This is a genomic window from Sorangium aterium (assembly GCF_028368935.1).
GTDB classification, from domain to species: domain Bacteria; phylum Myxococcota_A; class Polyangia; order Polyangiales; family Polyangiaceae; genus Sorangium; species Sorangium atrum.
Genome location: NZ_JAQNDK010000001.1, coordinates 992771 through 1006166 on the forward strand (window position 1 = coordinate 992771; position 13396 = coordinate 1006166).

The 13396-nt window shown below is 73.7% G+C and carries 12 protein-coding genes; 7 read left to right on the forward strand and 5 right to left on the reverse strand.

What is annotated here, in order from left to right; all coding sequences use genetic code 11:
• The first annotated feature begins 220 nt into the window (after positions 1-220).
• The 3 genes from POL72_RS03490 (at position 221) to POL72_RS03500 (ending at position 2743) form a co-directional block, all read left to right on the forward strand.
• Complete coding sequence (locus tag POL72_RS03490) at positions 221-1141, forward strand: alpha/beta hydrolase (protein ID WP_272093564.1); 921 nt, start codon at positions 221-223, stop codon at positions 1139-1141.
• Positions 1142-1265: 124 nt separating this feature from the next.
• Positions 1266-1751: a Cys-tRNA(Pro) deacylase gene (ybaK, locus tag POL72_RS03495; RefSeq protein ID WP_272093565.1), complete on the forward strand. Its 486-nt coding sequence runs from the start codon at positions 1266-1268 to the stop codon at positions 1749-1751.
• Between the two features lie 161 nt (positions 1752-1912).
• Positions 1913-2743 (forward strand): hypothetical protein, encoded by an 831-nt coding sequence (locus POL72_RS03500; protein ID WP_272093566.1) that lies wholly within the window; start codon positions 1913-1915, stop codon positions 2741-2743.
• On the opposite strand, the gene POL72_RS03505 is transcribed toward POL72_RS03500, so the two are convergent.
• Positions 2717-3235 carry a DUF2243 domain-containing protein gene (locus tag POL72_RS03505; protein ID WP_272093567.1) on the reverse strand — a complete coding sequence of 173 codons (519 nt, stop codon included), beginning with the start codon at positions 3233-3235 and terminating at the stop codon, positions 2717-2719. The two genes, POL72_RS03500 and POL72_RS03505, sit on opposite strands and share 27 nt — an antisense overlap.
• A 249-nt stretch (positions 3236-3484) precedes the next feature.
• Between POL72_RS03505 and POL72_RS03510 the strand changes: the two genes are divergently transcribed.
• The gene (locus tag POL72_RS03510; RefSeq protein WP_272093568.1) at positions 3485-4267 is read left to right on the forward strand and encodes a hypothetical protein; all 783 of its coding nucleotides are present in this window, start codon (positions 3485-3487) and stop codon (positions 4265-4267) included.
• An 80-nt stretch (positions 4268-4347) separates the two neighbouring features.
• Here the strand turns inward: POL72_RS03510 and POL72_RS03515 are convergent, their stop codons facing one another.
• From POL72_RS03515 to POL72_RS03525, 3 genes are all read right to left on the reverse strand, one after another.
• Positions 4348-4707 carry a hypothetical protein gene (locus tag POL72_RS03515; protein WP_272093569.1) on the reverse strand — a complete coding sequence of 120 codons (360 nt, stop codon included), beginning with the start codon at positions 4705-4707 and terminating at the stop codon, positions 4348-4350.
• A 101-nt stretch (positions 4708-4808) separates the two neighbouring features.
• On the reverse strand, positions 4809-6191 hold the full coding sequence (locus POL72_RS03520) for an MFS transporter (RefSeq protein WP_272093570.1): 1383 nt from the start codon (positions 6189-6191) through the stop codon (positions 4809-4811).
• 108 nt (positions 6192-6299) lie between these two features.
• Positions 6300-7088, reverse strand: coding sequence for an SDR family NAD(P)-dependent oxidoreductase (locus tag POL72_RS03525; protein WP_272093571.1), 789 nt, complete (start codon positions 7086-7088; stop codon positions 6300-6302).
• A 351-nt stretch (positions 7089-7439) separates the two neighbouring features.
• On the opposite strand from POL72_RS03525, the gene POL72_RS03530 reads away from it, so the two are divergent.
• Complete coding sequence (locus tag POL72_RS03530) at positions 7440-8381, forward strand: hypothetical protein (RefSeq protein WP_272093572.1); 942 nt, start codon at positions 7440-7442, stop codon at positions 8379-8381.
• A gap of 217 nt (positions 8382-8598) precedes the next feature.
• On the opposite strand, the gene POL72_RS03535 is transcribed toward POL72_RS03530, so the two are convergent.
• Positions 8599-12489 (reverse strand): serine/threonine-protein kinase, encoded by a 3891-nt coding sequence (locus POL72_RS03535; protein WP_272093573.1) that lies wholly within the window; start codon positions 12487-12489, stop codon positions 8599-8601.
• Between the two features lie 465 nt (positions 12490-12954).
• Here POL72_RS03535 and POL72_RS03540 point away from each other — a divergent pair, with 465 nt between their 5' ends.
• The gene (locus tag POL72_RS03540; protein WP_272093574.1) at positions 12955-13221 is read left to right on the forward strand and encodes a hypothetical protein; all 267 of its coding nucleotides are present in this window, start codon (positions 12955-12957) and stop codon (positions 13219-13221) included.
• Positions 13218-13370, forward strand: a complete 153-nt coding sequence (locus POL72_RS03545) for a hypothetical protein (protein WP_272093575.1) — start codon at positions 13218-13220, stop codon at positions 13368-13370. The genes POL72_RS03540 and POL72_RS03545 overlap by 4 nt, the downstream gene beginning before the upstream one ends.
• Positions 13371-13396: the final 26 nt, after the last annotated feature.

Consider the following 13396-nt stretch of genomic DNA (forward strand, 5'->3'; position numbering starts at 1 on the left):
GCGGGCAGCGAAGGGGGCGACTCCGGTGCTTCGGTGTTTTGGACGTGCGTTGAAAGAGCGGCTTCCCAGGAACTCTGGGGCTCGATGACCTGACGTCAGATCCCGAAAGACCACCGCCCGCGCAGCGCCGCTCCCGGACGCCGCTCGTAGACGCCGCGGGCCGCGACGGGGAGCGCGAGCGCGGGCTGGCTGACGGCCGCCGAGCTGCGACACTCCGCGCATGGTCCTCCACCGGCGCCCGTTCCTGGCCCTCTGCGCCGCAGCGCTCGCCCCGCGCGCCGCCCTCGCCGACCGCGCCGGCGCCGCGCCGCCCTCGCCGCCCCCCGCCGCTTCCCCGCCCGCCTTCGACGTCCGCGACCTCCAGGTCCCCGGCGAGCGCGCCCTCGGCCGGCGGTTCACGCTGCTCGTCCCGAAGCACCTCGCCCCGGGCGAGCGCGTGCCGCTGCTCGTGCTCCTCCACGGCCTCGGCGAGACCGGCGACGAGCGCCTCGGCGCCTTCGCGTGGCTCTCGCGGTACGGCCTCGGGTCGGCCTACGAGCGGCTGCGCCGCCCGCCGCTCGAGCGCACCTCGCGCCGCATGGACTGGACCGACGCGCGGCTCGCCGAGGTGAACGCCGCGCTCGCGGCGCGGCCGTTCCGCGGCCTGGCCATCGCGTGCCCCTTCACGCCCAACGTCCACAAGGCCCCGAACCCCTCCGCGGCGCTCGACGGCTACGCGCGCTGGCTCGCCGAGGTGGTCCTCCCCCGCGCCCGCGCCGAGGCGCCGGCGCTCGACGACGCGGCCCGCACCTCGCTCGACGGCTGCTCCCTCGGCGGCTACGTCGGCGTCGAGGTGTTCCTCCGCAGGCCCGAGCTCTTCGGCGCCCTCGGCGGCGTGCAGTCCGCCATCAGCGCCCACCGCGCCGCTTCCTATGCCGACCGGCTCGCCAGGGCCGTCGCCGCGGCCGGGCCGCGCGATCTCCACCTGCTCACCAGCGAGGGAGATCCGTTCCGCGACGCGAACACCGCCCTCGCCTCGCAGCTCGCGAAGCGGTCCATCCCCCACACCCTCCGCGTCCTGCCGGGCCCGCACGACCAGCCCTGGCTCCGCGAGTCCGGCACCATCGAGATGCTCCTCTTCCACGACCGGCGCCCGCGCTGAGCCGGCGCCGCGCGCCCTCGCAACGCCCGCGAGGCGGACGAAGCGGTTCGGCCGGCCTCCGGGCGCTTCTTCACGGTCGTCATCGGCGCAGCCGGCGCGTATAGGTTGGGCCCGGCCCATCCCCATGAAGACCAACGCCGCGCGCATCCTCGACAGCCTCGGCATCCCGTACGAGCTGCGCACCTACGAGGTCGACCCGAGCGACCTGACCGCGGGCACCGTGGCCAGGAAAATCGGCCTGCCGCCGGAGCAGGTGTGGAAGACGCTGGTGGCGCGCGGCGATCGCCACGGCGTCTGCTTCGCGGTGGTGCCCGGCAACGCCCAGCTCGATCTCAAGGCGATGGCCAGGCTCACCGGCGACCGGAAGGTCGACACGGTGCCGCTGAAGGAGGTCCAGCCGCTCACCGGTTACGTGCGCGGCGGGGTCACGGCGCTCGGCGCGAAGAAGGCCTATCCCGTCTATGCGGACGAGACGCTCGAGCTCTTCGAGGTCGTCTCCATCTCGGCCGGCGTGCGCGGCACACAGATCCTCGTCGCTCCCGGCGATTATCTGCGCGCGACCAGGGCGAAGGTCGGCGCCATCGCGTCGCCAGGCGGCGACGCGGACTGAACGCGTCGCCAGGCGGCGACGCGGACTGAACGCGTCGCCAGGCGGCGACGCGGACTGAACGCGTCGCCGGGCGGCGACGCGGATTGGACGCTCGCGCCGCCGGATCCGCGGTATGCTGGCAGAGCTCGCCTCCGGTCCGGCGCCGGGCGGCGACGAGGGATATGACCAGAGCGGCCTGCGACGTGCGCGACCCGAGCGAGCTGAGCACCTCCGAGCTGCGGCAGCGGTGCCGGGGCTGCAAGCCGTGGGAGCTCGGGCTCGGCGCGGTCCAGCTGGCCGCCTCGGCGGCGGCCGGAGGCGCGGTGCTCGCGGCGGCCGGCGCCTGCATTCCGGGGCTGGTCCAGTGCATCAGCGTGGGCCCGGCGCTCGCGGCGGGGCTCGCGGTCTGGGAGTCGATCGGGGTGGCCAGGGGGTGGCTGCCGGGCGCGGCGTACCGCGATGAGCTCGCGTTCCGCGCGTGGCACGCGGGGCTCTCGCCGTGGGTCGGGCCGGCAGCGCAGCGTCGCTGGGCCAGGCGCGCGCTGGCGCGCCGGCCCGCGGCCCCCGACTGGCTGCTCGTCCTCGAGGGCATCGCGCCGGCCGGCGGAGGGCGCCGCTGGGTCAAGGTCGAGCTCTCGCTGTCCCCCTCCTCGGACGGCCCGTTCCGCTCGCAGGCCAGCGCGCACGCGCTGCTGCGCGCGGACGGCGACGGCGCAGGAGCGCCGCACGAGAGGCGCCTCACGCCCGAGGAGCTCGACGACCTGAGGCGGGCCGTCGCAGAGCTCCCGGAGGGGCTCTCGCTGGACACCCCCGCTTCGCCCCAGGACCCCGCGGTGTTCAGCGGCCGCTGCGAGCTGCTCATCGCCAGGAGAACGCCGTTCGCCGTGGTCCAGCTGACGAGCGCGTTTCCGTCGCTCGAGGCGGGCCCTCACGCGCCCTCGCTGTCGCTGCTGCACCGCCTGGTCCAGCTCGCCTGGCGCGACGAGTCAGGTCCGAGCCGGCGCGGCCACTGACGGGCGCGCCTCGCGCGTCAGGCGCCGGCCGCCCAGCACGAGCAGGACGCCGGACGTGAGGAAGGCCAGGTCCCAGCCGAGCTGCCCCGGACCTGGACGGACATGGTGGATCTGCAGGAGGTGATGGTCGATCACCCCCTCGACCAGGTTGAACAGCCCCCAGCCCATGGCGGCGGCGCCCGGGAGCATCCGTCCGGGGAGCTCGGCTCCACCCGCGCGCAGCGCGCTCCAGAGCTTGATGACACCTGCCACGGTGAGGCTCAATGCGACAACGCCGAACAGGCCGTCGGCGAAGATGTTCCGCCTCACATCGTCGATGGTCGCGCCTGGATGGCAGCTGAAGCAGATCAGATGATGCCACTGCAGGATCTGATGGAACAGGATGCCGTCGATCAGGCCTCCTGCGCCCATACCGAAGATCACCCCCGCCGTCTTCACGGCGCGTGATGTCCTCGTGGCGGCGGTGATCTCGAACGGGCGGGCTGTGCTCATGAAATCCTCCTGAGCGCGCCCCCATGCGAGCGGCAAACCACAGCCGTCGGGCGGCGCAGGACGGATCGCTCGGGCCGGCGGAGCGACCGGTTCGCCACGCCGGAGCGCGGCGCTTTGGCCGGCCGCGAACCGACGGCGCCCCGACTCGATGGACTGGCCAGCTCGGACCTGGCACGGAGTTGGCACATGCCGAGGAGAGGAGCCCACGTATCCGCAGAAATCGCTGAAAGGTGCCAGATGGACAATCGAATGAACCCGGAACACGCCGCCGGAACGGCCGAGCCGGAACACCAGGGTCCCAGGCCGGTCCCCTACACGTACCATGACGGCCGAGAGGATTACCTCCACGTCGGCCGCCAGGAGGGCGCGGAGCTGGATCAGCCCGAGGCGCTGGTCCCGGCTGCCGAAGGGGTGACTTCACCTGTCCAGGCGACGTCCCTGCCGCCCGAAGCCGCGTCGATGGCCGCCGCGCCGATCGCCTCGCCGCCCGAGGCGACGGCGCTGCCGCCCGAGGCGACGGCGCTGCCGCCCGCGGCGATGCCCCGGTCTCCCTGGGCGACGCCTCGCGCAGCGGCGCAGCGCCCTCAGCAGGCGAGCCGGACGAGCGAGATCGTCACGCGTGGGCTGCGGACCGGCGCCGTGCTGACGGCAGCGACGATGTGCACGATGATGGCAGCGTCCACCCTCAAGCGCGGATCGCCCTGGGCCGCCATGAACGCCATGGCAGCGGCGGTCGGCCTCGGGGGTCGCCGCCCGAAGCGCCAGTTCGACCCGGTCGCCACGCCCGCAGGGATCGCGGCGCTCGCCGGCGGCCTGCTCGTGTGGGGCATCGGCTACGAGAAGGCGCTCGACGCGGCGGGGCAGCGCGGCGGCGCGCTCACGGGCGCGCTGTCGGCGCTCGGCGGCTTCCTGCTCGACGACCTGGTCTTGCCCGGCCGGCTGATGAAGGGCTTCCGAGACACGATGGGCGTGGCCGGCACCGTCGGCAAATACGTCGCCCTCGGCGTGGCGAGCGCCGTCGCCCCGCGGTGAGCGCGCGGGGCGGCGCTATCGCCGCTGGCGCGGCGAGACACCTCGCGCCGGCGCGAGCGCCGCCGTGGCACAGCGCCCCGCTATCCCTGCCCGGCGGCCTTCCGGTCCTTCGCGCTCGGCTCCTCGTGCTGGGGCAGCGCGCCTCTCGGCTGCGCCGGTTCGGTCGCGCCGCTCTCTGGCGGCGGCTCGTCCTCGGACGGGGCCGCCGCGCCTGCGCCCGTGGCCTCGGCGCTGGTCTCCCGCAGCTCGAGCGAGCCCGCGGGACCGCCGCGGCCCGATTCATCGTACGGCCCGCCGCCGAGCGAGCCCGGCGCGCGGAGCTCGGCGTCCTTGGGGTGCGGCCCGTCGAGCCGGAAGATCCCCTTCGATTGATCGACCTCGTCGATACGCCCGTTCTCCTGCGCCTGCGCCCCGGACCGCTGCTTGGCCTTTTGCCCCATGATCCCCTCCCTCGCCCGGCGCGCAGTGCGTCCACCGCACACACGCCCGCCTCGACCCGCCGCGTGCATGCGAGGTGCCGGAGCGCGCCGGCCCCGCCCGCTCACGCCGGCCGCGCCGCGCCCTGCTCTTCCGACGCGGCTTCCACCGCGACCGGCTGGGTGAGCTGCTCCGGCGGCGTCCCGGCGGCCATCTGCTGGGCGATGATGAGCTCGCGCGCCTGCTGCCGCAGCTTGGGGAGCCTCGCGGCGAACACCGCCGCCGCGACGACGCAGCACGCGCCGCCCGAGGCGACGGTCGCTGGCGCGCCGATCTTGCCCGCGAGCCAGCCGGCGAGCAGCGCGCCGAGCGGGGCCATCCCCATGAACATCATCGCGTAGACCGCCATGACGCGCCCGCGGAGCGCGTCCGGCACCATCGCCTGCACGAGCGTGTTCGACCCCGCCATCTGCACCATCATCGAGAAGCCGACGGGCACGAGCAGGAGCGTCGAGAGCCAGAACGACCGCGAGAGCGCGAACAGCCCGAGCGCCACCCCGAACCCCGCGCAGGCAGCGGCGACCCAGCGGCCGAGGCCCCGGAGCCGCCTCCGGCTGGCGAGGACGAGCGCGCCGAGCAGCGCCCCGATGCCCGACGCGCCCATCAGGATGCCGAGCCCCTGCGCCCCACCGCGCAGGATCCGATCGGCGAAGATCGGCATCAGCACCGCGTACGGCATCGCTGTGACGCTCACGACCCCGAGCAGGAGCAGGAGCGCGCGGATGGCCCTCGTGCGCGCGACGAACCGGAAGCCCTCGACCGTGTGGGAGAACGCGGAGCCTCGTCCCGCGGCGGCCGGGCGGGGCGGGACGCGCATCGCCAGGAGGCTCGCGAGCACGGCGAGGAAGCTCACCCCGTTCGCGACGAAGCACCACGCCTCGCCGATCGCGCCGACCAGGATGCCCGCCACCGCCGGGCCGATGATCCGCGCGCCGTTGAACATTGAGGAGTTGAGCGCGATGGCGTTGGCGAGGTCCTCCCGGCCGACCATCTCGACGACGAACGCCTGCCGCGTCGGGATGTCGAACGCGTTCACGACGCCGAGGAGCACGCTGAACCCGAGGATGTGCGGGACCTGGATGTGCCCGCTCAGCGTGAGCGCGCCGAGCCCGAAGGCGAGCGCCATCGCGGCGGACTGCGTGGCGAGCAGGATGCGGTGGCGGCTCCGCCGGTCGGCCACGGTGCCGCCGATCGGGGCGAGCAGGAAGACGGGGATCTGCGTCGCGAACCCGACGGTGCCGAGTAGCAGCGACGAGCCCGTCAGCCGGTACACGAGCCACGACTGGGCGACCGACTGCATCCAGGTGCCGACCAGCGAGACGAGCTGGCCGGCGAAGAAGAGCTGGTAGTTCCGGTGGCGCAGCGCGCGCAAGAGCGACGCGCCGGAGCCCGCCGGGCGCTCACCACGACCCGCCGCGGGGAGCGGCTCCGCTTCAGGCTGACCCATGGTCGCAGTATGGGGACGCCGGAGGCTCGGGAACCTGGGATCCGAAGGATCCGAGCGCAGCGGGGTCAGCCGCGCGGCCTCCGGCCGGGCTCCGCCGCGGCGCGCGGCTCAGCCCCCGCCCGCGTAGTTGGCGGGCCACGCCGCCGAGAGGAGGCCGCCGTCGACGGCGACCTCCTGGCCGGTGATGAACGAGGCCTTGTCGCTGAAGAGGAAGGCGACGAGCGCGGCTACCTCGTGGGGCCCGCCGACGCGGTTCATGGCGTGGAGCGACGCGGCGAAGGCGCGGCCCTGGGGATCGTCGAGGCGCCAGCCGGCCGTCGCCATCTCCGACTCGACGACGCCGGGGCTCACCGCGTTGATGCGGATACCCTTCTGCGCGTACTCGACCGCGGCGGTGCGCGTGAGCGCGACGAGGCCGGCCTTGGAGGCGGCGTAGATCGAGAGCCCGGGGAAGAAGCGCGACGTGGCCACCGACGCACAGTTGACGATCGAGCCCCCGCCGCTCGCGAGCATGGCTTTGATCTGGTACTTCATGCACCAGAAGACGCCGCGGAGGTTCGTGTCCATGACCAGGTCGTAGTCGGCGTTGGACAGGTCGGCGAGCGGCACCAAGAAGCCGGCTCCGGCGTTGTTGAAGCTGCAGTCGAGGCGACCATAGGTGGAGACCGCGGCCTTCACGAGCGCCTCGACGTCGCCCTCGACCCGCATGTCGGCGGTGACCCAGGTGATCTCCCCGCCGCGATCCTTGACGGCCGCGACGAGCTCGCGCCCCTGCGCCTCGCGCCGCGCGCTCGCGACGACCTTGGCGCCCTCGGCGGCCAGCGCGACCGCCGTCGCTCTGCCGATGCCCGAGCTCGCGCCCGTGACGATGACGACCTTGTCTTTCAGAGCTCCCATGCTTCACATCCCTCCCGAAGGTGGCCGGCGCCTCCATGACAGGCGCCGGTGCTCGTGAAACGCCGAGTAAGGAACAACCGTCTTCGACCGTCTGGAACGCAAACGGAGCGCGCAGAGCGGGCCCAAGACGATGCCAAGGGCGAGTACGAAAGGGAAGGGATTCCGGCGCTCTCCGCGCGGTAACGCGACGCGCACGAGACGCGCAACAGGGCTCCTTGTGCCGAGGTGTCGCGCGTGCGTCGCCCTGGTTGCGCCGGGCTGCGTGGATGTGGGTCGCGTCACCCTCGACCGAGGCGGCGTCGGCGCGCAGCGCGCGCGGCCGGGGCGGAGTTGGGCTATAGGCCGGCGTCCATGAACCGACCGTACCTCATCGCCGGGGCGCTCCTCCTGGCCGGCCAGCTCTTCGCGCTCGGCTGCAGCGCCCCCAAGCCGGAGCCCGAGATCGCGTCCTCGGCCTCGCAGAGCGGCTATGCGGGGCGCTACCCGGCCGAGCTGCAGGCGACGGCCACGTCGTTCGGCGAGCGCGAGGACCTCTCGAAGCGCGCCACGGAGCAGTTCGCGTCCTATCCCGACCAGCTCAAGAAGCCGGACTGGAAGCAGGTCCTCGACGTCATCGAGCAAGCGGACGCGGCGGGCCGGAGCTACGACTACGTGGAGCGCGTGCGCGCCGTCGACGGCGCTGTGGCGTTCTTCAACGACAACAAGGAGGACCTCACCCGCAAGGTGAGCGGCGCCGCGCAGTACGTCGTCAAGCAGAAGGGGTGCGACGTCGACGTCACCGGCGCCACGGCGCACGCGCTCGAGGAGGGCGTCGAGCGCCAGCTCGAGAAGTACGTCCGCGAGCGCAGCGAGGCGCACCGCCGCATCGAGCGCTACCGCGCCTCGCTCGGCAAGGAGAACGCCGCGACGCTCGAGAAGCAGGCCGACGCCGTGAGCTTCGTGAGCTACGTCGTCCACATCGACATGGTCGAGCACAAGCTCCGGCTCCGCCGGATGCTCGAGGAGATCGAGACCATCAAGAAGTCGATCGACGAGGCGGTCGAGGCGGAGCGAGCATTCCAGTCCTCGGGCAAACGCACGGACGAGGAGAAGAAGGCGTCGGAGGCGCGCATCGAGGAGCTCGGGCGCAGCAAGGCGATGCTCGACTCGGCCGCGACCCAGGCGAAGCAGATCGACGAGACGATGGAGGAGCGCATCGCCGCGGCCCAGAAGACCTACCGCGAGGCGATGGACCGCCTGATCGCCACCCTCCGCAAGAACGCCGGCCTGCCGGCCGAGCCGCGCGACGGCTGATCCTCCCGTCCCCGTAGGCGTCAACCAAGCTTCGCGCCGCGTTCTCCTACATCCGAACGTTTACGTGGTCGTGGTCGTGGTCGTGGTCGTGGTCGTCAACGATAGGCCGTGAACGACCACGACCACGACCACGACCACGACCACGATGACGACTACGTAAACGTTTACGTTGGTGACTGATGGTGAGGAGGAGGCCTTGTGGCCGAACGAGCTTGCTTCACGCCGAGGGCCCTCCCCACCTCGCCGCCATCTCCAGCGTCCGCTGGTTCTCCGGTATCGTGAGGAACCGCTCCCTCCACACCGGATCGCTGATCTTCCCCGCCCTCTCCATCAACCGCTCCCTCGCCGCCGCGATCGCCGCCGCGCAGTCCGCCTCCATCCCGTTCGCCGCCAGCGCCTCCGCGTAGACGTTCCTCACCGCGGACTCCCCCTCCTCGATCGCCCCGATCGCGTTCAGCATCGAGAACGCCTCCCCCGCCGCCGACAGCGCCTCGTCGAACCTCCCCAGCCCGAGCAGCGCCCTCGCCCTCGCCGCGACCGCCGCCGCGCGCAGCGGCGGCGCGCTCTGCAGGATCTCCGCCGCCGCCCTCGCCTCCTGCTCCGCCCCCTCGAAGTCCCGCGCCAGCAGCGCGATCCGCGCGAGGTACGTCCGCGCGCTCCCCTCCGTGCGCGGATCCCCGAGCCGCTGCGACAGCGCGATCGCCTCGCGCTCGGTCCGCTCCGCCTCCTCGATCCGCCCCCGGTAGCCGAGGACGTGCCCCAGGTTGCTGAGCGTCGCCACCGCGAGATCGTGCAGCCCCATCCGCTCCGCGCCCGAGAGCGCGCTGCGCAGCACCTCCTCCGCGCCCGCGAAATCCCCGAGCTCCGCGTGCATGTACCCGACGTTCATGCGGAACGCGCAGGCGTTGCCGCGGTCGCCCGCGCGCTCGAACGCCGCGAGCGCCGCGGACAGCCCCGCGAGGCACGCGCTGGGATCGCCGTTCCCGAGCGCCCGGGCCGACCGCGCCGCGTGCAGCCGCGCCACCACCTCGACCTCCCGCTCCGCGAGGTCCGTCCCGTCGCCCTCGATCGCCTCGATCAGCGCGTCCGCGAACGCGTAGCGCCCCCCGAACACGAGCAGCAGCGCGCCCTCGCCGAGGCACATGTGCTTCGCCACGAGCGCGCCCTCCGCGTCCGCCGCGGCGGCCTGCGCCGCGCTCATCCAGCGCTCCACCCGCTCGAAGCCGCCCAGCTTGCCCGCGGCCATGGCGACCTGCTTGATCGCCGAGAACCACGCCGCGGAGCCGGCGGGCAGCCGGTCCACGGCCTCGGTCCCGCGCTGCTCCGCGAGCGCGAGCTCCCCGCGCCAGACGTGCGCCTCGGCCTCCACGAGGCGCAGCGCGCCGAGCGCCTGCGCGTTCGGGCCGCACGCGACGCCGCGCTCGGCGCGCTCGATCGCGGCGGCGAGGTCCTGCGCCCGCAGCGCCTGCTCCGCCGCGCGGCAGTACGCGGCGGCGGCGCGCGAGAGCTCGCCGCCGCGCTCGAAGTGCTCGCCGAGCGCCATCGCGTCGACCGCGCCCGCGCCCGCGCGCGACAGCCACTCGCCGGCGAGCCGGTGCCCGAGCCGCCGATCGCCCTCCGTCAGCATCCCGTAGGCCGCCTCCCGCACGATCGCGTGCTGGAAGCTGTACTCCACCTCGCCGGGCAAGCTGCCCTCGCCGCGCCGGGAGATCACCTCGCGCTGCTCCAGCTCGACCAGCTTCGGCGCGACCTGCGCCCCGCCCACGAGCGCCGACACCCCGCCCTGCCAGAACGTCTGCCCGAAGACGCTCGCCGCCCGCAGCGCGCGCCGCGCCTCGATGTCGAGCGCCTCGATGCGCGCCTGCACCATCGCCACCACCGTCTCGGGCAGGTCGGCGCCCTTGCCGTCGGCCACCGCGCGGAGCTGCTCCTCCAGGTAGAACGCGTTGCCGTCGGCGCGGTCGACGATCATCGCGAGGAGCTCCGGCGCGACGTCCTCGCCGAGCACCTGGCGCACCAGCCGCTCGCTCGCGCGCCGCGGCAGCCCCGACAGCTGCACCTCGTGGACGCCGCGCCCCGCCCAGAGCTTCGGGAAGAGCTCCCGCACCTCCGGCCGGCCCAGCGCGAGCACCATCAGCCGCTGATCGCCGAGGTTGCGGAGCGCCGAGTCGACGAGCAGCACGCTCGGGAGATCGCCCCAGTGCAGGTCCTCCAGCACGAGGAGCACGGGCCTCGCCGAGCACTCCGCCCTGAGGAGCTCCTCCCAGGCGACGCGGATCTGGTCGCTCATCAGCACGGGGCTGCGCCGCGCCGCCATCAGCTGCACGCTGTCGCCGTCGGGGAACGGCACGCCGATGAGCTCCCCGAGGAACGCCGCGGTGCGCGCCGATTCGGCGTGGCCGTACCGCGCGACGCGCGCGCGGAGCTTGCGCTGCCGCGCCTCGATGGGCTCGCCCTCGAAGAGGCCGATCGCGCGCCGCAGCGCCGGGGCGAGCAGCGCGAAGGCCGAGCCGGCGCTCATCGGGTCGCCGCGCCCGATCCACACCTCCAGGTCCTCGCCGCGGTCGCGGAGCCGCCGGATCAGCTCGGAGCGCAGGCGGGATTTGCCTGCGCCCGCGGGCGCGGTCACGAGCACGGCGCTCGGCGTCGACTCCTCGACGCAGTGCGAGAACGCCGCCTCCAGGAGCGCGAGCTCGCGGTCGCGCCCGACGCACGGCGTCGGCTTGCCGAGCAGGGGCGGCGTGGAGGCGAGCTCCTCGCGCTCGCCGTACAGGCGGAGGGCGCCCGCCTCGCGGGTCACGTCGAACCGCGCGCCGAGCAGCCCCGCGGTCACCTCGTCCATGCGGACGGCGTCCGCGCCGGCCGGCGCGTGCGCGGGCGGCAGCAGGTGGACCGCGCGGTCGATGAGCTCGCCGACCGGCAGCCGCGCGGACATCTCGGCGCGGCCCGTGACGAGCGCGACCGGCACGCTGCCGAGCAGCGCGTTCAGCGCGAGCGCGCAGCGGGCGGACTGCGCCGCGAGGTCGGTCGGGGCGCCGCCGGCGGTGAGCACGATGAGCGGCGAGCGGGACTCCAGGATCTCGAGCTCGCCCTGGTAGCGCTCGGCGACGGCGATGAGCGCCTTGCTGCGCTCCAGGTCCTCCTCCTGGGAGCGCGTCGCCTCGGCGTCGCCGCTCGCGTCGCGCGCGAGCACGAGGCACATCATCTTGCGCTCGTTCGTGGTGATCTCGCCGCCGCGCAGCGTGTTCGACGGGCGGCTGCTCGCGGCGCCGACGCCCGCGTCGTCGAGCGCGAGGAGCTCCGCCGCCACCGCGTCGCCGTCGCGGGGCCGGTCCTTCGGCGGCTTCGCGAGCATGCGCGCGACGAGGTCGTCGAGCGCCTCGGGCACGTCCCCGCGCAGCTCCCGGAGCCGCGGCGGATCCTCGAGGATGACCTTGATGAGCACCGAGAGCCCGTCCGCGCCCTGGAACGCCGAGCGCCCGGTGAGGCACTTGAAGAGCACGCAGCCGAGCGAGAAGACGTCGGCGCGGGGGTCGATGTTCGGCTCGCTGCGGGCCTGCTCAGGCGCCATGTAGCCCGGGGTGCCGAGCATCGTGCCGGGCATGGTGAGGTGCCGGTCCATGGCGCCGAGGCGCACCACGCCGAAGTCGATGAGCGTGACCCCCTCGATCGCGCCGCCCACGAGGAGCAGGTTGCTCGGCTTGAGGTCGCGGTGGACGATGCCGGCGCGGTGCACGACGCCGAGCGTCGACGCGATGCGCGACGCGAGCGCGACGCTCTCGGCGATCGTGAGCGACCTGCGGTTGAGCCGCTCGGTCAGCGTCTCGCCGGCGAGCCACTCCATCGCGAGGTAGGGCTGCCCAGCGTCGGTCGCGCCGTGCGCGATGTACCGCACGATGCCCGGGTGCCGCAGCGCGGTGAGCGCCTCGAGCGCCTCGACCTCGCGCGCGAACCGGATCGCCTCCTGGAGCCCTCGCCGCTGCAGGACCTTCAGCGCCACCGGCTCGTTCGTGACCAGATCGCAGGCGCGGTAGACGTCCCCCATCCCGCCCGAGCTGGCGAGGCGCTCGATCAGGAAGCGACGGTCGATGACGTCTCCCACGCGCATCTCGTCCCCGCCTTACCTGAGACCTCGCATGAGCCTGCTTACAACGGAGTAAACGAACTCGGCCCCGATCGCCAGCGACTCCGCCCGCAGCGGCCGGGCGCGGCGGTTCGCCGGCGGCTGCGAGCCCGTCCAGGCTGTGAGCTACCCAACATCACTCATCGTGGCGCGGGCGGCGTACCCCTGTATGCCCCGCGCGGAGGGCAGCCGTGATGCCACGCCGGCGCAGCGGAAGCGCCGTCCAGCGTCGGGTAGCGTGGGAAACAGAGAGACCTGATCTACCTGGATGGGGGCTCGCGCCCCGAGCGCGCTTGCGCGCCTGAGCGCCGGTGTGGGAGGCGCATTTCACCCCACCGAGGCAAAACGTCCTGTCCTGTCTCCGGGGCGCGAGCCACGGGGGCGCGTTGCGCTCGTCACCGCGTCTCGGCTCGGACGCCATGGCACGACCCCTGCTGGGCTGATGGGATCATGAAGATGAAGCTCTCCAAGAAGCAAAAGAGGAAGCTCAGCAAGCTCGGCCGGAGGGCCCTCCGGCCGGTGGCCGCGGCGACGAGCGTCGCAGCGGTGTTCGCGGCCGGCCTGTACAGCGGTGAAGCGAGAAACTATCTGAGCAGCGCGAGGACCGCCGTGAGCCGGAAGGTGAGGGCGTGGGCGAGCGCGCTGGGCGGCTTGAAGCTGGCCAATGGCGTATCGGGGAGAGCTCACCCTGACGTGGAGCTCGCGCAGCCGTCATGAAGCCGATGAAGAAGAAGACCCGCCGTGCCCTCCGGAAGGCGGTCGAGGCGGTGTCGGCGGCGGCCGCGATGATCGCGGTCGAGACGATCGGCTCCGCCGCGGGCAGCCTGCTGAAGGACGCGCTGAAGAAGCGGCGGCGCGACCGCTGAGGCGCGGCGCCGCGGGCCTGCACGAG

What these genes read in the sequence shown, in the direction of transcription:
- POL72_RS03490 (WP_272093564.1), top strand. Translation starts at nt 221, where the DNA reads ATGGTCCTCCACCGGCGCCCGTTCCTGGCCCTCTGCGCCGCAGCGCTC.
- ybaK (WP_272093565.1), top strand. Translation starts at nt 1,266, where the DNA reads ATGAAGACCAACGCCGCGCGCATCCTCGACAGCCTCGGCATCCCGTAC.
- POL72_RS03500 (WP_272093566.1), top strand. Translation starts at nt 1,913, where the DNA reads ATGACCAGAGCGGCCTGCGACGTGCGCGACCCGAGCGAGCTGAGCACC.
- POL72_RS03505 (WP_272093567.1), bottom strand. Translation starts at nt 3,235, where the DNA reads ATGAGCACAGCCCGCCCGTTCGAGATCACCGCCGCCACGAGGACATCA.
- POL72_RS03510 (WP_272093568.1), top strand. Translation starts at nt 3,485, where the DNA reads ATGAACCCGGAACACGCCGCCGGAACGGCCGAGCCGGAACACCAGGGT.
- POL72_RS03515 (WP_272093569.1), bottom strand. Translation starts at nt 4,707, where the DNA reads ATGGGGCAAAAGGCCAAGCAGCGGTCCGGGGCGCAGGCGCAGGAGAAC.
- POL72_RS03520 (WP_272093570.1), bottom strand. Translation starts at nt 6,191, where the DNA reads ATGGGTCAGCCTGAAGCGGAGCCGCTCCCCGCGGCGGGTCGTGGTGAG.
- POL72_RS03525 (WP_272093571.1), bottom strand. Translation starts at nt 7,088, where the DNA reads ATGGGAGCTCTGAAAGACAAGGTCGTCATCGTCACGGGCGCGAGCTCG.
- POL72_RS03530 (WP_272093572.1), top strand. Translation starts at nt 7,440, where the DNA reads ATGAACCGACCGTACCTCATCGCCGGGGCGCTCCTCCTGGCCGGCCAG.
- POL72_RS03535 (WP_272093573.1), bottom strand. Translation starts at nt 12,489, where the DNA reads ATGCGCGTGGGAGACGTCATCGACCGTCGCTTCCTGATCGAGCGCCTC.
- POL72_RS03540 (WP_272093574.1), top strand. Translation starts at nt 12,955, where the DNA reads ATGAAGATGAAGCTCTCCAAGAAGCAAAAGAGGAAGCTCAGCAAGCTC.
- POL72_RS03545 (WP_272093575.1), top strand. Translation starts at nt 13,218, where the DNA reads ATGAAGCCGATGAAGAAGAAGACCCGCCGTGCCCTCCGGAAGGCGGTC.